Here is a 23,701-nt window from a genome sequence, read left to right as displayed (position 1 = left end):
TCGATGCTTCGACCTTGCGGTCCCATCGCCTTGATCCGGACGGCGCGCGGCGGGCGCGCCACAGGCGAAGGACCTTTCATGACATACCGAACTGCGGCCCTGTCTGCGCTGGGCGCGCTCGCATGCGCCGCTCATTCAGCTGACCTGCCGCCCACGCTGCTCGAACCCGTCGTCGTCACCGACACCCGATTCGAGACGCGCGCGGTCGACCGGCCGGTCAACGTGACCGTCATCACCGAGGACGCGATACGCCAGAGCACCGCGCGCACGGTTCCCGATCTGCTCGCCGAGCAGGCGGGCATCATCGTTCGCGACCTCTTCGGCAACAACGCGGCGAACGCCACGGTCGACCTGCGCGGCTTCGGCGTCACCGGCGGCCAGAACACGCTGATCCTCGTCGACGGCCGGCGTGTCACCGATATCGATCTTTCGGGCGTGCAGTGGTCCGCGGTGCCGCTGCCCGCGATCGAGCGCATCGAGATCGTGCGCGGCGGCGCGAGCGTGCTGTACGGCGACGGCGCGACCGCCGGCGTGATCAACATCATCACCAAGTCTCCGATCGGGCGCGCCGACTCGCTGGCGCTGCGCGGCGCGGCCGGCTCGTACCAGACGCGCGAGGGCGTGATCGAAGGCAACTTCGCGCGCGGCTCATTCGGCATGAACGTGATCGGCACGCAATTCGAATCGGACGGCTATCGCCGCAACAACCAGCAGCGGCAGACGAACGCGATGGCCGACTTGCGCTGGTCGGGCGCATCGGACGATCTCTCGCTGAAGCTCGCCACCGACAATCAGGGGCTGCGCCTGCCCGGCGCGCGTACGGTCCAGCCGAGCATCGGCCAGAACCAGCTCGAAACCGACCGTCGCGGCACCAACACGCCGTTGGACTGGGGCCAGCGCGAAGGCAATCGCGCGAGCCTGGACTGGCGCAGGACGTTCGGTTTCGGCGAGCTCGATATCGGGGCGGGCTATCGCGACAAGGCGCAGCGCGCGTTCTTCGATTTCGGCGGTTTTCCCGATTACCGCGCCACGCGCCTCGACGTGTGGTCGCTCACGCCGCGCGTGAGGATCGACACGCCGCTCTTCGGCCGCGCCAACTCGCTGATCGTCGGCTTCGACTGGTATCGCTGGGACTACGAGCAGCGCCGCTCGAACTCGACCCTCAACATCGTTCAGCCGGTCAATGCGGTCGACGCGAAGCAGGACAATACCGCGGTGTACGTGCTCAACACGACGAGCGTCACCGACGCGCTCGCCGTGAGAGCGGGCGCACGCCGCGAGCGCCTGCGCATACGAGCGACCGACCGGTTCGATCCGTCGGCGCCGTGCAATTTCCCGGGCTTTTGCGGCTCCGGCGCGTCTCCCGGCTCGCGGCGCCTTTATCAGACCGCGTACGAGCTCGGCGCGCGCTACCAGGTCGTCCCTGCCGCCGCGCTGATCGCGAAGACCGCGCGCAGCTATCGCTTCGCGAACATCGACGAGCTCTACGAGACCTCGACCGCGTTCACCAACGAGTTCCAGTTCCTCCAGCCGCAGACCGTGCGCTCGCACGAAGCCGGCATCGAGCTTCGCCGCGGAACGACGACCGGGCGCGCGACGGTCTTCGTGATGGACGTGTCGAACGAGATCCACCTCGATCCTTTCACCACCGGCGTGGGCAACCGCAATCTGCCGCCTTCGCGCCGCCGCGGGATCGAGCTCGAGGCCGGCGCGCGGCCGCTGCCCGCGCTGGGCATTACCGCCAACTACATGTACATCGACGCGGAATTCCGCGAGGGTGTGCTCGCCGGCGGCTTCTTCACCCTGCAGAACGTGGCGATCGCCGGCAAGACGGTACCGCTGGTGCCGCGGCACAAGGCGAACGTCAGGGCGTCGTGGGATTTCACGTCCGCGACGCGGCTGAATGCGCTCGTCACGTATGTGTCCGATCAATTCATGGACAACGACGAGCCGAACAGCCTCGGGGCCAGGATCCCTTCGTATACCCTGGTCGACCTGAAGCTCGTCCATCAGCGCGGGCCGTGGACCATCACCGCCGGCGTGAACAACCTGTTCGACCGCAAGTACTACAACTATGCGGTGCGCAGCCAGTTCGTGCTCGACCGCTACAACGCCTACCCGCTGCCGCAGCGTAACGGCATGGTGAGCGTCGAGTACCGGTTGTAGCTTCGAAAAAAACCGGGGTCAGACCCCAAAAAGGCCGGGGTCAGACCCCGAAGTTTGCGAGGTGCGACCCCGAAGAGGCCGGGGTCGCACCTCGAACAAGTACAATGCTCGACGTGCAGACGATCACCAGCACCCAGCTCTATCTCCGCCTCATCGGCTACGTCAAACCGTATCGCGGAGTCTTCGCGCTGGCGATCCTCGGCATGATGCTCGTCGCCGCGACCGAGGCGGCGCTGCCCGCGGTGTTGAAGCCGCTGCTCGACGGCACGTTCGTCGACAAGGACCCGACGGTGATGCACCTGATGCCGTTCGTGGTCGTCGCGATCATCGTGGCTCGCGGCATCTCGGAGTTCATCGCGCAGTACTCGATCAACTGGGTCGGCAGCCGCGTCGTCATGGACCTGCGCGAAGCGATGTTCGCCAAGCTCGTCCAGCTCCCGACGCCCTATTACGACAACAACGCCGCGGGCAACCTGATCTCGAAAGTCACGTTCGACGTGACCCAGGTGACGAACGCGGCGACCAGCGTGCTGACGGCGATCTTCAAGGACGGCCTGTCGGCGATCGCGCTGGTGGGGTGGATGCTCTGGCTCAACTGGAAGCTCACGCTGCTCTCGCTCGTGCTGTCGCCGCTCATCGTGGTGGTCGTGAAGCTGATCAGCGTGCGCCTGCGCCGTTCGAGCCGCGACGTTCAGCGCTCGATGGGCGAGCTCACGCAGGTGCTGCAGGAGGCGATCGAAGGCCACAAGGTCGTCAAGCTCCACGGCGGCGCGTCGTACGAGACGTCGCGCTTCAGGGACGAGGCGAACCGCGTGCGCCGCTTCCTCATGAAGCAGTCGAGCGCGTCGGCGGTCAGCGTGCCGATCGTGCAGCTCATCGTCGCGATCGCGCTGGCGCTGATCGTCTCGCTCGCGACGATGCAGTCGAGCGCCGACCAGATTACCGTCGGGGGCTTCGCTTCGTTCGTGACGGCGATGCTGATGCTCAACGCGCCGCTGAAGCGCGTCACCAGCCTCAACGAGCCGCTGCAGCGCGGCCTCGCTGCGGCGGAGAGCGTCTTCGCGCTGGTCGACGAGGCCGGCGAGCCCGATAGCGGCACGATCGAGATCGCGCGCGCGAAAGGCGCGATCGCCTTCGAGCACGTGAGCTTCGCGTACCCGACCACCGAGCGCAGCGCGCTGCACGACATCGACCTCAGGATACGCGCGGGCGAGACGGTGGCGCTGGTCGGGCCTTCCGGCAGCGGCAAGACGACGCTGGTGAACCTCGTGCCGCGCTTCTATCACCCCAGCGCGGGCCGGATCACGCTCGACGGCATCGACCTCGAGCAGCTCAAGCTCGAGAGCCTGCGCTGCAATATCGCGCTGGTGAGCCAGGACGTGGTGCTGTTCAACGACACCGTCGCGGCGAACATCGCGTACGGCAGCATGAAAGGCGCGAGCGAGGCGGACATCGTCGCCGCGGCGCGCGCGGCGCACGCGCTCGATTTCATCGAAGCGATGCCGCAGGGCTTGCAGACGCTCGTCGGCGAGAACGGCGTGCGGCTGTCGGGCGGCCAGCGCCAAAGGCTCGCGATCGCGCGCGCGCTGCTGCGCAACGCGCCGATCCTCATCCTCGACGAAGCGACGTCGGCGCTCGATTCCGAAGCCGAGCGCTACATCCAGGCCGCGCTCGAAACCCTGATGCAGAACCGCACGACGATCGTCATCGCCCACCGCCTCTCGACGGTCGAGCGCGCCGACCGCATCCTCGTGCTCGAGCACGGCCGCATCATCGAGAGCGGCACCCACGACGAGCTGCTCGCCTCAGGCGGCTTGTATGCGCGGCTCTATCGGACGCAGTTCAATATCGTCGAGGCTTGAAGAGAGCAATCAACCGCCAAGGACGCAAAGGACGCAAAGGAAACCAACGCGGCGGGTGGTGCCCGTCATTCCCGCGACGGCGGGAATCCATTTTCATTTGCTTTCCTTGGCGTCCTTTGCGCCCTTTGCGGTTCAGGTTTTTTCAGCTCCAAGAACATCCTCCACCGCCTCGATGACCGTTTGCGCAGTCATCGTGGTCAAACACCGGCTCTCGCTCTCGAGGTGTTTGTCGCAACCTTCGTTGCGGCAGGGAACGCACGGGCTGACGCCCTGCACGAGGCGCACGTTGCCGCGCGACTGCGAGCCGACGAGCTGCCACGGGTTCGCATCGGCCGGCTGGCCGGCGGGCCACGGGCCCCATTTCACCGGGTTGCTGGGACCGAACAGCGCGACCGTCGGCACGCCCAGCGCCGCGGCGGCATGGGTGATCGCGGTGTCGGGGCCGACGAAGACGCCCGCGCGCGACACCACGTAAGCGACCGCGCCCAGCGAGAGCCTGCCGGAGAGATCGATCGCGTGCGGCGCGCGCGCCGCGACGGCCGCGACGTACTCGCGCTCGGCGGCTTCGGGGCCGCCGGTGAGCACGACCGCAAACCCGCGCTGGTGCAGCCACCGCGCGAGCTCGCCCCACGCCTCGATCGTCCACATCTTGTAGCGGAACTTGGGATACGGATGCATCACCGCGTAGCGCTGCGTCACGACGTCGCCGAGCGCAGCATGCGCCTCCCGCTCGTGCTCCGCATTCCACGACGGCCGGACTTCTCCCACCCGCGGCACGTCGATCGCGTCGAGCAGCGCGAGATGCATGCGCACCGTGTGGGTCGAGTCGTTGTCGAACGGCACCCACGCGTGTAGCAGGCGGCGCTTCCAGCTCTCCTTGCGAGAATCGACCAGCAGCCCCACACGGCGGCGTCCGGCGAGATAGGCGTATAGCGTCGGCCGGTCGCCGGGCACCAGGCTCAACGCCAGGTCGTAACGCCGCACGATGCTCGCGGCGAGCGCCAGGTGCTCGGATAAGCGCGGCCGTTCGGGCACGGTGATGACGCGGTTCACGTCCGGGTTGGACGCGATGAAACCCTGCGTGCCGGCGAAGACCAGCACGTCGAGCCTCAAAGCGGGCCACGCGCGCTTGAGCGAGCGCAGCACCGGGGTCGCGAGCAGCACGTCGCCGATGCGGCGCGTGACGACCACGAGCACGCTCGCGGGCGCGGCCGGCAGGGTGAGTCCCGCGCTCATGCGTAGCGGTCCAGCCCGACCATGGCTTCGGTCCTCTGCGACGCGAGGATCTCGTCGAGCTTGCGGCGATTATCAAGGAGCCGCGAGCGGTCGTTCTCGCGATGCCAGAGATGGAAGACCGGCGCGGCGAAGCGCGCGCTCTTGTGCTTCACCCCCGCGTGAAGAAGGCGGATCACGAGGTCGGAATCTTCGAGGCCCCACCCGGAATAGCGCTCGTCGAAGCCGTTCACACGCGCAAGGTCGCTGCGCCACGCCGAGAGGTTGCACGTCTTCACGCCTTCCCAGCGCGCGGGCTGCTTCACCCTGAACGCCCAGTCGGGCAGATGCGCGAGCGGCAGCGCGCGGTTGACGTCGCGCTTCGCCCACGCCGCGAGCCACTGCGGCGCGCCCCAGCGATGGATCGGCATGCGCCGCGCCAGCACTTCCCGCGTGAACGCTTCGGACAGCAGCAGGCGATTCGCGGCGAGGAAATAGCCCGGCTGCGCGAGCTCGAGATGGCGGCTCACGAAGAACGGCGGCGGCACGCAGTCGCCGTCGGTGAAGATGACGTAGCCGGCGTTCGTCTGCGCGAGCGCCCGGTTGCGCGCCGCTCCGGCACGAAAGCCTTCGTCTTCCTGCCAGACGTGGCGCACAGGGTGCGGCGCGCCGCGCGCGCAGGCTTCGACGACGTGCCGCGTCTCGTCGGTCGACCCGTCGTCCGCGACGAGCAGCTCGAAGTCGTGCGTATCCTGCTCGCGAAACCCTTCGAGCACCGCCTGCAACGCGTCGGGCCGGTTGTACGTCGTGACAATGACCGCGGCACGCTTCCCCGTCACCGCTTCATCCGTCACCGCCTTATCCGTCACCGCCTCACCCGTCACTTCTTTTCGAGCATCGCAAGCTTTACGTACCGGTAATACGACCCCTCCGCATTCGCCACCGCCAGCAGGAACCCCGCGCGCCCGTCGAGAAAGCCGAGCCGCAGCACGTACGTCCTCAGGAACGCCCAGAGCCCGTGGGCGATCCCGCGCAACACCCCGCCGCGGCCGCCGGCATCGCGCCTCATATGCGCCGAAGCGGTGGAGTACGCGTTCATCTTGCGCAGCATCTGGTCGAGGTCGACGATCGCCTCGTGCATGAGCGGCGCTTTCATCCTGCCGATGCTTCCCTGCACCACCAGCCGCTCGTGGGTGTGGTCGTCGGTGAAGCGGCCCGAATCGCGCCGGAAGAGGCGCACGACGTAATCGGGCCACCAGCCCGAGTGCTTCATCTCGCGGCCGCAGAAGCTGGAGCAGCGAGGCATCGCGTAACCGCGGCGTTCACCCGGCGAGCGCAGCACCGCGGCGATCTCGTCGCGCAGCCTCGGCGTCACCCATTCGTCCGAATCCACCGACAGCACCCAGTCACCGCTGGCGAGGTCCAGCGCGCGATTCTTCTGCGGCCCATGGCCCGGCCAGTCGTCGGTGACGTGCACGCGGGCGCCCAGCGAACGGCAGATCTCCGGTGTCGCGTCGGAGCTGCCGGAATCGACCACGACGATCTCGTCGCAGAATGCGAGCGATTCGACGCAGCGCCGGATCGTGCGCTCGTTGTCCCTGGCGATGACGATCGCGGACAGCGTCATGCGGCTTTGCGCGGCCCGAGCCCGCCGTACAGCAGCGCGCTCAGCCACGCGAAGAACAGGCCTTCGGTGTGATCGAGCAGCAGCGAGTTGAAGAGGCAGCCGATGGCGAAGGCGATGACGAGCGCGCGCGCGAGGTGGGTCTCGAGCGGGGTCGCGAGCCGCGAAGCGGCGTGCCATTGCACGGCGAACAGCGCCAGCAGCGCCGCCAGACCGACGAGCCCGATCTGCACGCCGACGTGGAGATACTCGTTATGTGGATTGACCGTCGTCTTGAGCGCGCTCCCGCTCGTGCGCTCGGCATACGCCCTGGGAAACGAGCCGGTGCCCGATCCGACGACCGGGTGCGCGGCGATGATGGCGAGCGAATTGCGATACCACTCGAGGCGCATCGTGATCGACTCCTCGTGCCTGACGCGATTCTCCTGCCACTGCCTCGCTTCGTTCAAGGTGCGCTCGACGCGCGCGGAGAACATGTTCGGCGTGAGCAGCAGCGCGGTCACGCCGAGCGCGCCCGCCACGCACAGCGCCGCGAGGCCGCGCCAGCCTTTCCACGCATAGCCCGCGTACACCAGCAGCGCGAACAGCACGACATACCCGGTGCGTCCGCGCACGAGGAGCAGCACGTCGGCCGCGGCGAGCGCGGCGCAGGCCCACCACGCGATGCGCGCGCGCACGCCGCGGGCGGCGAAACCGAGCTGAAGGAACAGGAATGCGCCGAACGCCATCAGGAAGTTGTGGGTGAGGTCGTTCTTGAAGACCGCGGCATTGTCGGGCTTGCCGGCGAACGGCCGGCCTTCGGGCACGAGGCCGAGCTTGAGCGCGAACGACAGCCCGAGCGTAACCACGAGCGACGCGGCCAGCGCATACAGGCCGAGCCTGCGCGAGCGCGCGTCCATGAACGGGACCAGCAGCAGCGGCAGCAGCGCGAGGTCGAGGTACTTCCCGAGGTAGCGTCCCGCGTCGCCGGCATAGCGCTCCCCGTACAGCGTGCCCAGCGCCAGCAGCGCAAAGAGCGCGAGCGCGCAGCGCACGACCGGATTCGAAAAAACCGCGGCGCGGGTTTCGCGGTCGGCGAGCGCAACCGCGGCTCCGAGCGCGGCGAGGGCGAGCAGGATGTTGTCGGCGGCGATCGAGATCGGAACGCTGAACCCGATCAGTATCGCGGGCCAGCGCGCGGCTCGCGCGATCGTCGCCGCCCGGTCAGCGGCCGCCATCGGGATCGCCTGCGGTCCTCAAGCCGGCTGCGCCGCGCCGTGCGGGTTGGCGCGGTATTCGGGGACCCAGCGCGCGAGGTCGCTGCGCACGGTGTGCTCGTCGGGGACGTCGGTGCGGTCGAGCCAGCTCGCAAGCCGGTCGAGCCACTCGCGGGTCTCGCGCTGCGCGCGCGCGATGCGCAGCTTGGGGTGGGGCGTCGGCAGCGAGGTCTCTTCGTCGGCGAGCACTTCCTCGTAGAGCTTCTCGCCGGGACGCAAGCCGGTGTACACGATCTGCACGTCGTGCTCGGCGAGGCCCGAGAGGCGGATCATGTCGCGCGCGAGGTCGGCGATCTTCACCGCCTCGCCCATGTCGAGCACGAAGATCTCGCCGCCCGTGCCCATCAGGCCGGCCTGCACCACGAGCTGCGCGGCCTCGGGGATCGACATGAAGAAGCGGCGGATCTCGGGATGGGTGACGGTGATCGGGCCGCCTTTGGCGATCTGCTCGCGGAAGCGCGGCACGACGCTGCCGGTCGACCCGAGCACGTTGCCGAAGCGCACGACGATGAAGCGCGTGCCGCCTTCGCCCTGCAGCGCCTGGCACACGAGCTCCGCGAGGCGCTTGCTCGCGCCCATCACGTTGGTCGGATTGACCGCCTTGTCGGTCGAGATCAGCACGAACTTCTCGACGGCGTGCGCGATCGAGGCTTCGGCCACGACTTGCGTGCCGCGCACGTTGTTGAGGATCGCCTGCCACGCATTCTCGTTCTCCATGAGCGGCACGTGCTTGTATGCCGCGGCGTGGAAGACGAGCGAAGGGTTGTACAGCGACATCACCTGGTCGACCCGCACCGCGTCCTTCACGTCGCCGATCGCGCAGTTGATGCGCAACGACGGGAAGCGCTCGACGAATTCCTGCTCCACTTGGTACAGCCCGAACTCGCTCGCTTCGAAGAGCACGAGGCGGCTCGGACCGTATTGGGCGATCTGGCGGCAGAGCTCGCGGCCGATCGAGCCCGCGGCGCCGGTGACCATCACGACGCGGCCCGAGATCCATTCGGAGAGCCCGTGCACGTCGAGCACCACCGGGTCGCGGCCGAGCAGGTCGTCGAGCTCGACGTGGCGCACCTGCGAGACCGTGACCCGGCCGCTGACGAGGTCCTCGAAGGAAGGCACCGTCAGGGTGTTGAGGCTCGCGGCGCGGCACGCTTCGACCGCCCTGCGCCGTGTCGAGTGGTCGGCCTCGGGCATCGCGATGATCGCGTTGGTGACGCCGAGGCGCTCCGCGTGCTGCTCGAGATCGGTGAACGCGCCGAGCACGCGCACGCCGTGAACCTGCCGCCCGCGCTTGCCGCCGTCTTCGTCGAACAGGCCGACCGGAAGCCACTGGGCGCGGCGCACCAATTCCTTGACCAGCGCCGCCGCGGCGTCACCGGTGCCGATGACGAAGACCGGCTCGCGCTCGGTCGGGATGAGGCTGTCGAGCCGGCGCTCTTTCCATGCCCGATACGCAATGCGGCCGCCCGCCATGATGCCGGCAAGGAAGAGGGGATACATGATCAGCACCGAGCGCGGCACGCTCTCGCGCGCCATCAGGAATCCCGCCGCCGTGACGATCGCGACGACGCCCACCGCGGTGACGATGCGCTTCAGGTCGTGCAGGCTCGCGAAGCGCCAGATGCCCCGGTACAGCCCGAACGCGAGGAAGATCGCCGCGTTCAGCGGCACGATCCACGGCACCCGGCTCGCGGCGCGCTGCAGGTGCTCCTCGGGAATGTCGAGGTTGAAGCGCAGCCAGTATGCGAGGTACCACGCCGCGACACACGCGAGCACGTCGTGCAGCAGCGCCAGAGCGATTCGCCAGTTGCGCTTCATGGCTCGCGCGACATCAGGCGGCCGCGCCAGGCGTGCTCGACGGCGAGCGCGAGCAGCGCGTAGCCGCACGCGAGCGCCAGCAGCAGGGCGGCGCATGCCCACTTCGGCAGCGCCAGCGCGAGCAGTGCGAGCGCGCCCGTCGTCGCCATGAGCGCGTACTCGGCCCACGCGGTGCGCGCGTGGCCCCAGCCGATCTGCACCAGCCGCTGGTAGTAGTGATCGCGGTGGGGAATCCAGAAGCGCTCGCGCCTGCTCACGCGCCGCGCGAGGGTGACGCTCGCGTCCACGATGAACGCCGAGAAGACGACCGCCGGAAACCACAGCGGCCAGATCCCTTTGCTCCATCCGAGCACGCCGAGCGTGCCGGCGAGGAAGCCGAGCGGCACCGAGCCCACGTCGCCGAGGAAGATACGCGCGGGATAGAAGTTGAGCGCCAGGAAGCCCGCGGCCGCGGCTGCGACGATGAGATTGGTGCGCGCGAAAGTGAGATCTCCCGCCGCAGCTGCGGCCGCGCCATAGATGCCGAAGCCGATGAGCGCCATGCCGCCGGCGAGCCCGTCGGAGCCGTCCATGAAGTTATACAGGTTGCACAGCCATGCGATCGCGACCGCGAGCACCGCCTGCGCCGCAAGCGGGATGTCCGGCGTTGCGACCGAGTGCACGAAGAAGCCCGCCGCGCCGATATGGACCGCGAGGCGCAGGCCCGCGGGGATGTGGCGGATGTCGTCGATGAGCGAGACCGCGGCGACCACCGCGAGCGCGCCGATCAGCGCCGCCGGCGCGGCAGGGCCGAACACCATGGATGCGACCCCTGCGGCGGTGAGCACCGCGATGCCGCCCGTTCTCGGTACGGGTGTGACGTGCAGCGAGCGCTCGTTGGGACGGTCGAGCGCGAGCCTCGCGGCTTTCCCGCGGGAGAGGAAGAAGGCGACGGCAAGGGAGACGACGAACGCGAGCGAGGGTGCGCCCGCGAGCGCTGTCAGGGTTTCAGACATGGTCGGTGTAGGCGCAGCCGAGGGCGAGCATAATACATCGGCCGCGCGGCGGCGCGCCGCGCCGGTCGCTACCGGAGCGGCTTTTGCAGGGCGCTCCCGGTGGAAAGCCCCGGTCAAACAAGGTAACCTACGCCGCTTTGTCCGTATCCCCCATGTCCACGACGCAAATCAGCGTGAGGGACCTCGACCTCATCGTCTACGACTTCGACGGCGTCATGACGGACAACCGCGTGTACGTCTCGCAGGGCGGTGAGGAAGCGGTGTCGTGCAACCGTTCGGACGGCCTCGCCGTCGGGATGTTGAGACAGGTCGGCGTTCCCCAGCTCATCATCAGCACCGAAGTCAACGAGGTGGTCGCCGCGCGCGCGAAGAAGCTCGGCCTCGACGTCATCCAGGCGTGCGAGGACAAGGCGCAGGCGCTGGCGCAGTTCTGCACGACCCACGGTTACGACGTTAAGCGCGTGCTCTACGTCGGCAACGACGTGAACGATCTGGCGGCGATGTGCCTCACCGGTTATCCCGTGAGTCCGGCGGACGGCCACGCTTCCATCCGGTCGATCGCGAAGCTCGTCGTCGGCGCCAAAGGCGGTGCGGGCGTGATCCGCGAGCTCGCCGACAAGCTGCTCGCCGACGGTGTCCAGCCGGCGCCTGCCGCCGCGGCCAGGATCGACGCGAACCTCGTCGAGCACGTGCGCGCCGAATTCGCCGACGCGATTCGCTTACGCGAGACGCTGATGCGCGACGACGCCCTGCTGTCCTCGCTGTGCGAGCTTGCGCACGCCATCGCGCGTGCGATCCGGGGCGGCGGCAAGGTGATCTTCGCCGGCAACGGCGGCAGCTTCGCCGATGCGCAGCACCTCGCCGCGGAGTTCGTCGGCCGCTTCATGCGCGAGCGCTCGCCGCTCGCCGGCGTCGCGCTGGGGACGAACAGCTCGACCGTGACCGCGATCGGCAACGACTACCGCTTCGACGACATCTTCGTGCGCGAGCTGCAGGCGGTGGCGAAGCGCGGCGACGTCTTTATCCCGATCTCGACGAGCGGCAACTCGGGCAACCTCGTCGAGGCGATACGCGCGGCGGAAGGAATGGGCGTGACGACGTGGGCGCTGCTCGGCAAGGGCGGCGGCAGGATCGCGGCGATGTGCCGCTCGATCGTCGTGCCTTCGAAGCACACCGCGCGCATCCAGGAAATTCACATCACGCTCGGACACATCGTATGCGGCCTCGTCGACGACCTGCTCGACGCCGCGAAAGCCTGAGGGAGGCAGCACTTGATATTCATCATCGCCGAGATCGGCATCAACCACAACGGGGACCTCGGGATCGCCAAGCAACTGATCGACGTCGCCGCCGACGCCGGCGCGAACGCGGTCAAGTTCCAGAAGCGCACGATCGACAAGGTCTATACGAAAGAAATGCTCGATTCGCCGCGCGAGAGCCCGTGGGGCAAGACCCAGCGCGAGCAGAAGGAAGGGCTGGAGTTCGACGCCGACGACTACGCCGAGATCGACCGCTACTGCAAAGAGAAGAAGATCGCGTGGTTCGCTTCCGCGTGGGACATCGACAGCCAGAAGTTCCTGCGCAAGTTCGACCTGCCGTACAACAAGGTCGCCTCGGCGATGATCGTGTACGAAGACCTGCTGAAAGAAGTCGCGTCGGAGAAGCGCCACACCTTCATCTCGACCGGCATGAGCACCGCCAAGGAGATCGACCGCGCGGTCGAGATCTTCAAGCAGGCGGGCTGCCCGTTCGAGCTCATGCACTGCGTGTCGACCTACCCGATGAACGACAGCGACGCGAACCTCTCGCGCATCAATACGCTGCGCGACCGCTACAAGGTGAACGTCGGCTACAGCGGGCACGAGGTCGGCCTGACGGTGTCGATCGCGGCGGCCGCGCTCGGCGTGACCTCGCTCGAGCGCCACATCACGCTGGACCGCGCGATGTACGGCTCGGACCAGGCGGCCTCGGTCGAGCCCGACGGTTTCCGGCGGCTGGTGCGCGCGGTGCGCACCACCGAAAAAGCCCTGGGCGACGGCGGCATCGACATGCAGCAGAAGGAAGTGCCGATCGCGGTCAAGCTGCGCAGCCACGTGCCGTGGCAGTCGAGCAACCCGTAGAGCGGTGGGCGTAACCGCGGCGATCATACCGGCACGCGCGGGCTCCAAAGGCATCCCCGCCAAGAACCTCGCGCCGGTCTGCGGCCATCCGCTGATCGCGTGGTCGATCCGCCAGGCGATCGAAGCGGAAGGTGTCGACAGCGTCTGGGTGAGCTCCGACGGCGACGAGATCCTCGCCGTCGCCGAGAAATACGGCGCGCGGCCGATCAGGCGCCCGCCGGACATCTCCGGGGACACCGCGACATCGGAATCGGCGTGGCTGCACGCGCTCGACGCGATCGAAGGCCAGGGCGTGCAAGTCGACTGGATCGTCGGCATGCAGGCGACCTCCCCGATCCGGGAGCCGAGCGACATCGCCGATGCGCTGCGCAAAGTGAAGCACGACAAGCTCGATTCGCTGCTGACGGTCGTCGAGGTCGAAGACTTCTTCATGTGGCGTGCAGGCGACGCCGGACCGGAATCGGTCAACTACGACTACCGCACCCGCAAGCGGCGGCAGGCGATCGAGAAGCGCTACCTGGAGAACGGGTCGTTCTACGTGTTTCCGCCGCGCGTCCTGCGCGGGGAGAACAACCGGCTCGGCGGGAAGATCGGCATGCACGTCATGGACAGGCATAAGATGTTCCAGATCGACAACGCCGGCGACGTCGCGCTGTGCGAAGCGATCATGCGCGGCTACGGGCTGGACCGGATGTGAGCGACTACCTCGAGCGCCTCTTCTCGCTCGCCGGCAAGGCGGCGATCGTCACCGGCGGCACGCGCGGCATCGGCGCGGCGATCGCCGAGGCGCTGGACGGCGCGGGCGCGCGCGTCCTCGCCGTGGGGCGTAACGCGCCCGCACACGCGATCGAAGGGGTGTCCTACGCGCAGTGCGACGTGCGCCACGACGATGCGTTCGCCCGAGCCTGCGACGCGTTTGCGAAGGAGCACGGCAGGCTCGACATCCTCGTGAACGCGGCGGGCATCACGCTGCCCGCGGCGCAGACGGATGACCCGATTGCCGCTTTCGCGGCGTTCGACCTCACGCTCGACGGCAACCTGCGTGCGGTCTACCGCTGCTGCGCGGCCGCGATCCCGCACCTGAAGCGTGCCGGCGGCGGCTGCATCATCAACGTGACCAGCATCAACTCGGTGCTGGGGTTCCCCGACAATCCGGGCTACGTCGCGGCGAAAGGCGGTTTGCGCATGCTGACCAAGGCGCTGGCGCTCGATCTCGCGGCGAGCGATATCCGCGTCAACAACATCGCGCCGGGCTATATCCGCACGGCGATGACCGAAGCGAGCTATGCCGATCCCGAGAAGAACGCCGAGCGCTGCGCGCGCATGATGATCCCGCGCTACGGCGAGCCGCACGAGGTCGGCGGGGCGGCGGTGTATCTCGCTTCGCCCGCCGCGAGCTATGTAACCGGGATCGATCTGTTCGTCGACGGCGGCTGGACCGCCAAGGGACTGTAGATGGCGCGCATCGGCTTCATGCAGGGCCGCCTCTCGCCGATGGTCGACGGCAGGATCCAGGCGTTTCCGTGGCGGCACTGGGAAGGAGAGTTCGACGCGGCGCAGGCGATCGGCATCCCGCTGATGGAGTGGACGCTCGACCAGGAGCGGCTGCGTGAGAACCCTCTGCTGACGAGCGCAGGCCGCGCGCGCATCGCGGAGCTTACACGCAGGACGGGACTCCGCGTGGAATCGGTGACCGGCGACTGCTTCATGCAGGCGCCGTTCTACAAGGCCGATGGGCCTGTGCGCGCGGCGCTCATGGACGACTTCACCGCGGTGATCGATGCGACCGCCGCGGTCGGCGCGAAGCTCATCGTTTTTCCGCTCGTGGACAACGGCAGCCTCGAGACCGCCGCGCACGAAGCGGCGCTGCGCGAGGGACTCGCCCACGTCGAGCCGCGGCTGCGCGGCAAGAACGTGCGCATCGCGTTCGAATCCGATTTCGGACCCGAGCGCCTCGCGCAATTCATCTCGACCTTTCCCGCCGACGTCTTCGGTATCAATTACGACATCGGCAACAGCGCTTCGCTCGGCTTCGATCCGGACGAGGAGATCGGGGCGTACGGCGAGCGCGTCACGCACGTCCACGTGAAAGACCGCGTTCGCGGCGGGACGACGGTGCCGCTCGGCACGGGCTCTGCGCGGTTCGAGCGCGTGTTTGCGGGACTGCGCCGCGCGGGCTACCGCGGAGATTTCGTGCTCCAGACGGCGCGCGCGGCCGACGGCAAACACGCCGAAGCGCTCGCGCGCTATCGCGACATGACCGAAACCTGGTGGGAGGCGAGTGGATCTCGGACTTGAAGGGCGCGTTGCGCTCGTCACCGGCTCGACGCGCGGCATCGGGCGAGCGATCGCGCAGCGTCTCGTGCGCGAAGGCGCGCAGGTGGTCGTGAACGGCCGCAGCGAAGACGGACTGCACGAAGCGCAGCGCGAGATCGGCGCGGCCGCGGCCGTCGCCGCCGACGTGAGCGACGCTAAAGCGTGCGCGAAGCTCGTCAAGGAGGTCGAGCGCTCGCTCGGCCGCCTCGACGTGCTGGTGTGCAACGTCGGCAGCGGCGCCTCGGTGCCGCCGGGCCAGGAAGACCCCGCCGAGTGGCAGCGCATGCTGTCGATCAATCTCTTTTCCGCGACGAACGCGATCGCCGCCGCGAAGCCGCTGCTCGGCGCGAACGGCGGCGCGATCGTCTGCATCTCGTCGATCTGCGGCCTCGAAGCGCTCGGCTGCCCGCTCGCGTACTCGGCGGCGAAGTCGGCGCTGATGAGTTACGTGCGCGGCGCCGCGCGCGAGCTGGGAAGATCGAACGTGCGCATCAACGCGGTCGCCCCGGGCAACATCGTCTTCCCCGGCTCGGTGTGGGAAAAGAAGCTCACCGACGACGGCGCGGCGGTGCAGGGCATGCTCGAGCGCGAGGTCGCGCTGCGGCGGCTCGGCACGCCCGAGGAGATCGCGGACATGACCGCGTTCCTCGTATCGAAGCGTTCGGCGTTCACCACCGGAGCGGTCTTCGTCGTCGACGGCGGACAGGTGCGCTCGTGAGCGTGCCGAAAGCATTCGACCTCACGGGCAAGACCGCGATCGTCACCGGCGGCGCGGGCCTGCTCGGCGTGCAACATGCGCGCGCGCTCGCCGAGATCGGCGCACGCGTCGCGATCGCCGACCTGAACGAAGCCGCGGCGACGCGCGAGGCGTCGCGCATCAACGAGGAAATGGCGCGCGAATGCGCGCTCGGCGTCGCGCTCGACGTGACGAGCGTCGAGTCGGCGCGCACCGCATTGGCGCGCATCGGCACGGTACACGTGCTCGTCAACAACGCCGCGATCGATCCCAAGGTCGGCGGCGAAGGCTTGATCGAAGCCTCGCGGCTGGAGAACTTCGCGCTCGAGCAATGGCGTTTCCAGGTCGACGTCGGTCTCACCGGCGCGTTCATCTGCAGCCAGGTGTTCGGCGCGTGCATGGCGGGGAACGGCGGCGGCGTCATCCTCAACATCGCGTCCGACCTCGCGGTGTTCGCGCCCGACCAGCGCATTTACCGCAAGCCGGGCTTGCCCGAAGAGCGGCAGCCGGTGAAGCCGGTCACGTACTCGGTGATCAAGAGCGGGTTGCTCGGGCTCACGCGCTACCTCGCCACGTACTGGCACGAGCAGGGCGTGCGCGCCAACGCGCTCTCGCCGGGCGGCGTGTACAACGATCAGCCCGACGAATTCGTCGCGAAGCTGTCCAACCTGATACCGCTCGGGCGCATGGCGCGCGCCGACGAATACCGCGCCGCGGTGCAGTTCCTGTGCTCCGATGCGTCGAGCTACATGACAGGACAGAACATCGTGATGGACGGCGGAAGGAGCGCCTGGTGACCGTAACGTCGGGCATCGTGATCGGCTACGGATCGATCGGCGCGCGGCACGCGGACAACCTGCTCGCGATCGCACCGGGCCTCGATCTCACGATCGTGACGCGCCGCGGGGACCTGCGCACCAACCGCATGCGCGTCGAGCGCGACCTCGCGCGAGCGCTGGCCGCCAAACCCGATTTCGCGGTGGTCGCCAGCGAATCGCACCGCCATGCGGAGCACATCGTCGCGCTCCTGCAGGCGGGTGTGCCGTGTTACGTCGAAAAGCCCGCGGTGACCGATTTCGGCCAGCTCGAGCGGGTGCGCGCCGAGATCGCGAAGCTCGGCCGCGCGCCGGTGACGCTCGCCGGCTGCAACATGCGCTACCTGGCGTCGTTGCAGCGCTTGCGCGCTCTCCTGCGCGAAGGCGCGATCGGCACCGTGGTGCGCGCGGTGCTGCAGGCGGGCGCCTGGCTGCCCGACTGGCGGCCGGAGCGCGATTACCGCACCGGCTACGGGGCGTCGGCGACCGGCGGCGGCGTCGTGCTCGATCTCGTGCACGAACTCGACCAGTCGCGCTGGCTGTTCGGCGAGTTCGACGAGGTCGCGGCGATGACCGGCAAGCTCTCCTCGCTCGAAGTGCAGGCCGAGGATTCGGCGTGCGTGCTCCTGCGCGCGCGCACGCACGGCCCTCTGGTGATGGTCGGTCTCGACTACGTCGCGCGCGCACCGGTGCGGCGTTACGAGCTCGTCGGCGAGAAAGGCACGCTCACGTGGGATTTGCATGCGAAGCTTCTCACGCACGCCGGTCCCGGCGGCCGCAGCGCGCACGATTGCGGTCCCGGCGCTTACGACATGGCCGAGACCTACGTCTCGGCGATGCGCGAGTTCCTGCAGTGCGTGGGCGCGGGCGCCCCGACGTCGCAGCCGCTCGAAGACGGCCTGAAATCGGCCGAGCTCGCGCTGCGCGCGAAAGCCTCGGCGCAGAGATGAGGACGATCGCGACGATCTGCGCGCGCGGCGGCTCGCAGGGCGTGCCGGGCAAGAACATCCGCGCGCTGTGCGGCAAGCCCCTCATCGTCCACACCATCGAGCAGGCGCTCGAGAGCCGGCGCCTCGACGCGGTGTACGTCTCGACCGATTCGGAAGCGATCGCCGAGGTGGCGAGAACCGCCGGTGCGGCCGTGCCTTTCCTGCGGCCTGCGGCGTTGGCGACCGCCACCGCGCCCAAGATCCCGGTGATCGAGCACCTCGTGGGCGAGGTGGAGAGAGCCGGCGAGCGCGTCGACCGCATCGTCGACCTCGATCCGACGTCGCCGCTGCGCGATCTCGCCGACATCGATGCGTGCATCGAGCTGCTGGACGACGCGACCGACGTCGTGATCACCGCGTACGAATCGGACAAGAATCCGTACTTCAACATGGTCGAGCGGCGTCCGGACGGCAGCGTCGGGCTCGTCAAACCGCCGGCGAGCGAGATCGCCGGGCGGCAGGCGGCGCCCAAGGTGTACTCGATGAACGCGTCGATCTACGTGTGGCACCGGCACACGCTGTGCCGCGGCCTCTGGAACGGCCGCACCAGGCTGCACGTGATGCCGCGCGAGCGCTCGATCGATATCGATTCGGAGATCGATTTCAGGCTGGTCGAGCTTCTGATGCAAAACAGGCGATGAAAGACGAATTCGATCTCACCGGTGAAGTGGCCGTGCTGACCGGCGGCGGAGGCATCCTCGGATCGCGCTTCGCCGATGCGCTCGCGCGCCGCGGCGCGAGCGTCGCGGTGCTCGACCGCGAGGCGGCCAAGGCGCAGGCAGTCGCGAACGATGTCGCGCGCGCGCACGGCGTGAAAGCGCTGGGGCTCGCCACCGACGTGGGCAGCCGCGACGCGCTGCGCGATGCGCGGCGCGAGATCGAAGGCGCGCTCGGCGCCGCCACAGTGCTGATCAACGCCGCCGCCACCAAGACCGACGGCTTCTTCGATCCTTTCGAGGAGTTCAAGGCCGGCGACTGGGACGAAGTCATGCGCACCAACGTCACCGGCGCCATGTATGCCGCGCAGGAGTTCGGCGGCGGGATGGCGAAGCGCGGCGGCGGCAGCATCGTCAACATCCTGTCGATCTACGGCGTGGTCGCGCCCGACCAGCGCATCTACGAAGGCTCGATGTACGAAGGCCGCCCGATCAACACGCCCGCCGTCTACAGCGTGAGCAAGGCGGCGCTGTGGGGCCTCACGCAATACCTCTCGGCGTACTGGGGCCACGCGAAAGTGCGCGTGAACGCGGTCTCGCCCGGCGGCGTCTTCAGCGGCCAGAACGAAACCTTCGTCGCTCGCTACAGCGCGCGAGTCCCTTTCGGGCGCATGGCGGAAGGCGACGAGATCAGCGGCGCGGTCGTCTTTCTCGCCTCGCGCGCCGCGTCCTACGTGACCGGCCAGAACATCGTCGTCGACGGCGGTCTCTCGGTATGGTGAGCCGCTGCTTCGTCATCGCCGAAGCGGGCGTGAACCACAACGGCTCGGCCGAGCTCGCGCTGCAGCTCGTCGATGCGGCGGCGCAGGCCGGGGCGGACGCGGTCAAGTTCCAGACGTTCAAGCCCGAGCGCCTCGTCGCACGCGGCACCCCGACGGCGGAATACCAGGCCGAGAATTGCGGCGCGGCCGATCAGCTCGAGATGCTGCGCGCGCTGGAGCTTCCGGACGATGCGTATCCCGATCTCATCCGGCGCTGCGGGGAGCGCGGCATCGAGTTCATGTCGACGCCGTTCGACGTCGAGTCGGCGCACATGCTGGCGAGGCTCGGCGTCGCACGCATCAAGGTCGGGTCGGGGGATCTGACGAGCCTGCCTTTCCTCGAAGCGCTCGCGGCGCTCGAGGTTCCGCTCATCGTCTCGACCGGCATGGCGACGCTGGACGAAGCGCGCGAAGCGATCGCCGCGGTGCGCGCGGTGTGGGGCGACGGCGCGCTCGCCGCTAAGACCGATGCCCTGACGCTGCTCCACTGCACGTCGAACTACCCGGCCAAGCCGTGGGACGTGAACCTTGCCGCGATGACCACCATGATGCGCACGCTCGACGTGCCGGTCGGCTATTCCGATCACACCGAAGGGGTCGCGGTCGCGATCGCCGCCGCGGCGCTCGGCGCGGCGGTGGTCGAGAAGCATCTCACGCTCGACAAGTCGCTGCCGGGTCCGGACCATCGCGCTTCGCTGGCACCGGACGAGTTCGCCGCGATGGTCGAAGGGATACGCACGGTCGGCGCCGCGATGGGCTCGCCCGACAAGGCGCCGACCGCGTCCGAGCTTCCGGTGCGCGATCTGGTCAGGCGCAGCGTCGCGCTCGCCAGGCCGCTCGCCAAGGGCGAGACGATCGCGCGCGACCATCTCACGCTGCTCAGGCCCGGCACCGGTATACCGCCGCGCGAGATGCGCAGCGTCGTCGGGCGCAGCGCCGCGCGCGCGCTCGAAGCGGGGACGCTGCTCGCATGGAGCGACGTGCTGCCGTGAGGCGCGTCGCCTACGTCAGCGGAACGCGCGCCGATTTCGGGCTGATGCGGCGCACGCTCGCCCTCGCGCAGGCGAGCGGCGAGATCGACGTGTCGGTCTTGGCCACCGGCATGCACCTGTCGCGCACCTACGGCTGCACCGTCGAAGACATCGAAGCGAGCGGCTTGCGCATCGCTGCGCGCGTTCCGGCGCGCCTCGAGGAAGGCACCGGCGCCGAGATGGCGCGCGCGATCGGTCACGAGATCGTCGGCTTTACCGACGCCGTCGCCGCGGAAGATCCCGACGCGGTGCTCGTCCTCGGCGACCGCGGCGAGATGCTCGCTGGCGCGGTCGCGGCGATGCACCTCATGAAACCGGTGATCCACGTGCACGGCGGCGAGCGCTCGGGCACGATCGACGAGCCGGTCCGCCACGCGATCTCCAAGCTCGCGCACTACCACTTCGTCGCGACCGCGGGCGCGCGCGAGCGCCTGGTGAAGATGGGCGAGCGCGCGGCGAACGTCTTCGTCACCGGCGCGCCGGGGCTCGACGGCATCGCCGAGAGCGCGACGTCCGGCCGTGCCGAGCTTTGCGCGAAAAACGGCTTCGATCCCGCGAAGCCGATCGCGCTCGTGGTGTTCCATCCGGTGGTGCAGGAGGCGGACGACGCCGGTGCGCAGGTGCGCGACGTCGTCGAAGCGGCGCTCGGCCGCGGGCTGCAGTGCCTCGCGCTGATGCCGAACAGCGACGCGGGCTCGCCCGCGGTGCGGGCGGTGCTGGACAGCTATCGAGGGCGCGACGACGTGCGCCTCGAGATGCACCTCGTGCGCGAGGCGTATGCGTCGTGGATGGCCGCCGCCGACGTCATGGTCGGCAACTCGAGCTCCGGCATCATCGAAGCGGCGAGCCTCGGACTGCCGGTGGTGAACGTCGGCTCGCGGCAAAGCGGGCGCGAGCGATCGGGCAACGTCATCGACGTGCCCGCCGAACGCGTCGCGATCGCCGGCGGTCTCGCCGAAGCGCTGAAGCGCGGACGCCGCGATTACGTCAACGTCTACGGCGACGGCCACGCGTCCGAGCGCATCGTGAAGCTGCTGGCGACGCTGCCGCTCGACGTCTCACTGCTCGCGAAGACCAATGCGTATTGAGCGCCTCTTCCTGATGGGCGCGGGCGGACAGGGCAAAGTCGCGCTCGACGCGTTCCGATTGGTACATCCGGACGCGGCCGTGGAGGTTCGCGACGACGACGTTGCTAAGGAAGGCGCGGACTTTCTCGGCCTTGCGGTGCGCACGCCGATCGCGGGCTTCGACGCACGCGGGGCGTCGTGCCACGTCTCCATCGGCGATAATCCGACGCGTGCGCGCATCGCGCTGGAGCTCGAGCGCGCGGGGTGCGGGCTCGTGACGATCGTGCACCCGCGCGGGATCGTCGCAGCCGGTGCGAGGATCGACCGCGGCGCGTTCGTCGCGGCGGGCGCGGTGATCGCGCCGGACGCGCGCGTCGGCGCGGGCGCGATCGTCAATCATCTCGCGATCGTGGATCACGACTGTGTGGTCGGCGACTGGTGCCACATCGCGCCGGGCGTGGTGCTCGGCGGCGAGGTCACGATCGGTGCGGGCTGTCTGCTCGGGAGCGGCGCGGTGGTGCTGCCCGGCGTGCGCATCGGCGACGCTGCGGTGATCGGCGCGGGCGCCGTGGTCACGCGCGACGTGGCCGACGGTGCGAAGCTCGCGGGCATACCCGCGAAAGACCTGAATGAGCGACGTTAACGATCTCCTGATAAAAGGCTCGGCCTCGGTGCGCGACGCCTTCGAGCAGCTCCAGCGCAGCGCGCTGGGGCTGCTGCTCCTCGTCGACGACGGGGGCAGGCTCCTGCGCACCGTCACCGACGGCGATCTGCGCCGCCTCATCCTCGCCGGCCACGACCTGCAGGCGACGCTTGCGCTGCTGCCGCAGCGGCAACCGATCGTCGTGCCGGACGATGCCGACGACGTGCAGGCGCTCGAGGCGATGAACCAGGGCGAGGTCGACGAGCTTCCGGTCGTCGACGCCGCCGGGCGGCCGGTGCGCGTGCTCTTCCGCCGCGAGCTCGACGCCAAGATCCTGCTCTCGACGCCGCACCTCGGCGAGCTCGAGATGGAGTACGTCGAGGAGGCCTTCCGCACCAACTGGGTCGCGCCACTGGGACCCAACGTCGACGCGTTCGAGCGCGAGCTCGCGGAATACGTCGGTGTCGGGCACGCGGCGGCGCTCTCGTCGGGCACCGCCGCGATCCATCTCGCGCTGGTGATGCTCGGCGTGGGCCGTGACGACGTCGTCTTCTGCTCGTCGCTGACGTTCGTCGCGAGCGCGAACCCGATCCTCTACCAGGGCGCAGCGCCGGTCTTCATCGATTCGGAGCCGGGAAGCTGGAACATGTCGCCGCCCGCACTGGAACGGGCGCTCGCCGACGCCGAGCGCGACGGGCGATTGCCCAAGGCGGTCGTCGTCACCAATCTCTACGGCCAGAACGCGGACATCGACCCGATCGCGAAGCTGTGCGACCGCTACGGCGTCGCGCTGGTCGAGGACGCGGCCGAATCGCTGGGCGCGACGTACAAGGGACGCCACAGCGGCACCTTCGGGCGCTTCGGCATCTACTCGTTCAACGGCAACAAGATCATCACCACCTCCGGCGGCGGCATGCTGGTGTCGAGCGACGGCGAGGCGATCGAGCGCGCCAAGTTCCTGTCGACCCAGGCGCGCGACCCCGCCGCGTGGTACCAGCACAGCGCGGTCGGCTACAACTACCGCATGAGCAACGTCCTGGCGGGCATCGGCCGCGGCCAGCTCAAGGTGCTCGACGACCGGATCCGGAAGCGGCGCGCGGTGTTCGAAGGTTACGTCCAGGGTTTGCGCGACGTGGACGCGCTCGGCTGGATGCCCGAGCCCGAGTTCGGCACGAGCACGCGCTGGCTGTCGGTGTGCACGCTCGACCCGCGCGCGACCGCGCTGACCCCGTCGTCGTTCATCGGCAAGCTCGCCGCGGAAGGGATCGAAGCGCGGCACGTGTGGAAGCCGCTGCACCTGCAGCCGCTGTTCGCGGGGTGCGGATACTACCCGCACGAGGACGGCCGGAGCTTTGCGGACGAGGCCTTTTCGACCGGCGTCTGCCTGCCGTCGGGATCGAACCTCACGCCCGCGCAGCAGCAGCGCATCGTGGATGCGATCCGCAGGCTGTTCGAAGCCGAAGCGCGGCATCAGCGCGCGGCGCGAAAAACCGGGGTTTGACCCCAAAAAGGCCGGGGTCAGACCCCGGCTTGGTATAATCCATTGTTTGCAGTGAACTTTCTTCCCCCGCCGT

General features: G+C 68.8%; 22 protein-coding genes. 16 read left to right on the top strand and 6 right to left on the bottom strand.

What is annotated here, in order from left to right; all coding sequences use genetic code 11:
* Positions 1 to 78: 78 nt before the first annotated feature.
* A complete protein-coding gene (locus VHP37_27120; protein ID HEX2830049.1) occupies positions 79 to 2,166 on the top strand; it encodes a TonB-dependent receptor in 2,088 nt (695 codons plus the stop codon).
* Between the two features lie 104 nt (positions 2,167 to 2,270).
* Positions 2,271 to 4,028 (top strand): lipid A export permease/ATP-binding protein MsbA, encoded by a 1,758-nt coding sequence (gene msbA, locus VHP37_27115; GenBank protein HEX2830048.1) that lies wholly within the window; start codon positions 2,271 to 2,273, stop codon positions 4,026 to 4,028.
* A gap of 132 nt (positions 4,029 to 4,160) precedes the next feature.
* Here the strand turns inward: msbA and VHP37_27110 are convergent, their stop codons facing one another.
* The 6 genes from VHP37_27110 to VHP37_27085 are packed head-to-tail and all read right to left on the bottom strand — an operon-like array spanning position 4,161 to position 10,933.
* Entirely contained in the window at positions 4,161 to 5,264 is a 1,104-nt protein-coding gene (locus VHP37_27110; GenBank protein HEX2830047.1) for a glycosyltransferase family 9 protein, read from the bottom strand.
* Entirely contained in the window at positions 5,261 to 6,094 is an 834-nt protein-coding gene (locus VHP37_27105; GenBank protein HEX2830046.1) for a glycosyltransferase family 2 protein, read from the bottom strand. The genes VHP37_27110 and VHP37_27105 overlap by 4 nt, the downstream gene beginning before the upstream one ends.
* A 26-nt stretch (positions 6,095 to 6,120) precedes the next feature.
* A complete protein-coding gene (locus VHP37_27100; GenBank protein HEX2830045.1) occupies positions 6,121 to 6,867 on the bottom strand; it encodes a glycosyltransferase family 2 protein in 747 nt (248 codons plus the stop codon).
* A complete protein-coding gene (locus VHP37_27095) occupies positions 6,864 to 8,081 on the bottom strand; it encodes an O-antigen ligase family protein (protein HEX2830044.1) in 1,218 nt (405 codons plus the stop codon). Before VHP37_27095 ends, VHP37_27100 begins: the two co-directional genes overlap by 4 nt.
* Before the next feature lie 18 nt (positions 8,082 to 8,099).
* On the bottom strand, positions 8,100 to 9,938 hold the full coding sequence (locus VHP37_27090) for a nucleoside-diphosphate sugar epimerase/dehydratase (protein HEX2830043.1): 1,839 nt from the start codon (positions 9,936 to 9,938) through the stop codon (positions 8,100 to 8,102).
* Positions 9,935 to 10,933 (bottom strand): glycosyltransferase family 4 protein, encoded by a 999-nt coding sequence (locus VHP37_27085; protein HEX2830042.1) that lies wholly within the window; start codon positions 10,931 to 10,933, stop codon positions 9,935 to 9,937. The genes VHP37_27090 and VHP37_27085 overlap by 4 nt, the downstream gene beginning before the upstream one ends.
* A 152-nt stretch (positions 10,934 to 11,085) precedes the next feature.
* Between VHP37_27085 and VHP37_27080 the strand changes: the two genes are divergently transcribed.
* The 14 genes from VHP37_27080 to VHP37_27015 are packed head-to-tail and all read left to right on the top strand — an operon-like array spanning position 11,086 to position 23,628.
* Positions 11,086 to 12,192 (top strand): SIS domain-containing protein, encoded by a 1,107-nt coding sequence (locus VHP37_27080; protein ID HEX2830041.1) that lies wholly within the window; start codon positions 11,086 to 11,088, stop codon positions 12,190 to 12,192.
* A 12-nt stretch (positions 12,193 to 12,204) separates the two neighbouring features.
* Positions 12,205 to 13,053, top strand: coding sequence for an N-acetylneuraminate synthase family protein (locus tag VHP37_27075; GenBank protein ID HEX2830040.1), 849 nt, complete (start codon positions 12,205 to 12,207; stop codon positions 13,051 to 13,053).
* Positions 13,054 to 13,057: 4 nt separating this feature from the next.
* Positions 13,058 to 13,750, top strand: a complete 693-nt coding sequence (locus tag VHP37_27070; protein ID HEX2830039.1) for an acylneuraminate cytidylyltransferase family protein — start codon at positions 13,058 to 13,060, stop codon at positions 13,748 to 13,750.
* Positions 13,747 to 14,508, top strand: coding sequence for an SDR family oxidoreductase (locus tag VHP37_27065; GenBank protein HEX2830038.1), 762 nt, complete (start codon positions 13,747 to 13,749; stop codon positions 14,506 to 14,508). The genes VHP37_27070 and VHP37_27065 overlap by 4 nt, the downstream gene beginning before the upstream one ends.
* Positions 14,509 to 15,351: a sugar phosphate isomerase/epimerase family protein gene (locus VHP37_27060; protein ID HEX2830037.1), complete on the top strand. Its 843-nt coding sequence runs from the start codon at positions 14,509 to 14,511 to the stop codon at positions 15,349 to 15,351.
* Positions 15,335 to 16,087 (top strand): SDR family NAD(P)-dependent oxidoreductase, encoded by a 753-nt coding sequence (locus VHP37_27055; GenBank protein ID HEX2830036.1) that lies wholly within the window; start codon positions 15,335 to 15,337, stop codon positions 16,085 to 16,087. The genes VHP37_27060 and VHP37_27055 overlap by 17 nt, the downstream gene beginning before the upstream one ends.
* The gene (locus VHP37_27050) at positions 16,084 to 16,902 is read left to right on the top strand and encodes an SDR family oxidoreductase (GenBank protein ID HEX2830035.1); all 819 of its coding nucleotides are present in this window, start codon (positions 16,084 to 16,086) and stop codon (positions 16,900 to 16,902) included. Before VHP37_27055 ends, VHP37_27050 begins: the two co-directional genes overlap by 4 nt.
* Positions 16,899 to 17,870 carry a Gfo/Idh/MocA family oxidoreductase gene (locus tag VHP37_27045; GenBank protein HEX2830034.1) on the top strand — a complete coding sequence of 324 codons (972 nt, stop codon included), beginning with the start codon at positions 16,899 to 16,901 and terminating at the stop codon, positions 17,868 to 17,870. Before VHP37_27050 ends, VHP37_27045 begins: the two co-directional genes overlap by 4 nt.
* Complete coding sequence (locus VHP37_27040) at positions 17,867 to 18,550, top strand: acylneuraminate cytidylyltransferase family protein (protein ID HEX2830033.1); 684 nt, start codon at positions 17,867 to 17,869, stop codon at positions 18,548 to 18,550. Before VHP37_27045 ends, VHP37_27040 begins: the two co-directional genes overlap by 4 nt.
* A complete protein-coding gene (locus tag VHP37_27035) occupies positions 18,547 to 19,347 on the top strand; it encodes an SDR family oxidoreductase (protein HEX2830032.1) in 801 nt (266 codons plus the stop codon). Before VHP37_27040 ends, VHP37_27035 begins: the two co-directional genes overlap by 4 nt.
* On the top strand, positions 19,341 to 20,378 hold the full coding sequence (gene neuB, locus VHP37_27030) for an N-acetylneuraminate synthase (GenBank protein HEX2830031.1): 1,038 nt from the start codon (positions 19,341 to 19,343) through the stop codon (positions 20,376 to 20,378). The genes VHP37_27035 and neuB overlap by 7 nt, the downstream gene beginning before the upstream one ends.
* Positions 20,357 to 21,505: a UDP-N-acetylglucosamine 2-epimerase gene (neuC, locus tag VHP37_27025; GenBank protein HEX2830030.1), complete on the top strand. Its 1,149-nt coding sequence runs from the start codon at positions 20,357 to 20,359 to the stop codon at positions 21,503 to 21,505. The genes neuB and neuC overlap by 22 nt, the downstream gene beginning before the upstream one ends.
* The gene (locus VHP37_27020; protein HEX2830029.1) at positions 21,495 to 22,127 is read left to right on the top strand and encodes an acetyltransferase; all 633 of its coding nucleotides are present in this window, start codon (positions 21,495 to 21,497) and stop codon (positions 22,125 to 22,127) included. Before neuC ends, VHP37_27020 begins: the two co-directional genes overlap by 11 nt.
* Positions 22,114 to 23,628 carry an aminotransferase class I/II-fold pyridoxal phosphate-dependent enzyme gene (locus VHP37_27015; GenBank protein HEX2830028.1) on the top strand — a complete coding sequence of 505 codons (1,515 nt, stop codon included), beginning with the start codon at positions 22,114 to 22,116 and terminating at the stop codon, positions 23,626 to 23,628. Before VHP37_27020 ends, VHP37_27015 begins: the two co-directional genes overlap by 14 nt.
* Positions 23,629 to 23,701 lie beyond the last annotated feature (73 nt).

The organism is Burkholderiales bacterium (assembly GCA_036262035.1).
Classification (GTDB): Bacteria; Pseudomonadota; Gammaproteobacteria; order Burkholderiales; family SG8-41; genus JAQGMV01.
Note: the sequence above shows the minus strand (reverse complement) of the source record. Positions and strands in the feature narration are given on the sequence as shown.

Excerpts from the sequence above, each read along its gene's own strand:
- VHP37_27060 (HEX2830037.1), top strand. The coding sequence starts at position 14,509 with ATGGCGCGCATCGGCTTCATGCAGGGCCGCCTCTCGCCGATGGTCGAC.
- VHP37_27095 (HEX2830044.1), bottom strand. The coding sequence starts at position 8,081 with ATGGCGGCCGCTGACCGGGCGGCGACGATCGCGCGAGCCGCGCGCTGG.
- VHP37_27015 (HEX2830028.1), top strand. The coding sequence starts at position 22,114 with ATGAGCGACGTTAACGATCTCCTGATAAAAGGCTCGGCCTCGGTGCGC.
- VHP37_27120 (HEX2830049.1), top strand. The coding sequence starts at position 79 with ATGACATACCGAACTGCGGCCCTGTCTGCGCTGGGCGCGCTCGCATGC.
- msbA (HEX2830048.1), top strand. The coding sequence starts at position 2,271 with ATGCTCGACGTGCAGACGATCACCAGCACCCAGCTCTATCTCCGCCTC.
- neuB (HEX2830031.1), top strand. The coding sequence starts at position 19,341 with ATGGTGAGCCGCTGCTTCGTCATCGCCGAAGCGGGCGTGAACCACAAC.
- VHP37_27080 (HEX2830041.1), top strand. The coding sequence starts at position 11,086 with ATGTCCACGACGCAAATCAGCGTGAGGGACCTCGACCTCATCGTCTAC.
- VHP37_27040 (HEX2830033.1), top strand. The coding sequence starts at position 17,867 with ATGAGGACGATCGCGACGATCTGCGCGCGCGGCGGCTCGCAGGGCGTG.
- VHP37_27020 (HEX2830029.1), top strand. The coding sequence starts at position 21,495 with ATGCGTATTGAGCGCCTCTTCCTGATGGGCGCGGGCGGACAGGGCAAA.
- neuC (HEX2830030.1), top strand. The coding sequence starts at position 20,357 with ATGGAGCGACGTGCTGCCGTGAGGCGCGTCGCCTACGTCAGCGGAACG.
- VHP37_27100 (HEX2830045.1), bottom strand. The coding sequence starts at position 6,867 with ATGACGCTGTCCGCGATCGTCATCGCCAGGGACAACGAGCGCACGATC.
- VHP37_27110 (HEX2830047.1), bottom strand. The coding sequence starts at position 5,264 with ATGAGCGCGGGACTCACCCTGCCGGCCGCGCCCGCGAGCGTGCTCGTG.
- VHP37_27090 (HEX2830043.1), bottom strand. The coding sequence starts at position 9,938 with ATGAAGCGCAACTGGCGAATCGCTCTGGCGCTGCTGCACGACGTGCTC.
- VHP37_27085 (HEX2830042.1), bottom strand. The coding sequence starts at position 10,933 with ATGTCTGAAACCCTGACAGCGCTCGCGGGCGCACCCTCGCTCGCGTTC.
- VHP37_27035 (HEX2830032.1), top strand. The coding sequence starts at position 18,547 with ATGAAAGACGAATTCGATCTCACCGGTGAAGTGGCCGTGCTGACCGGC.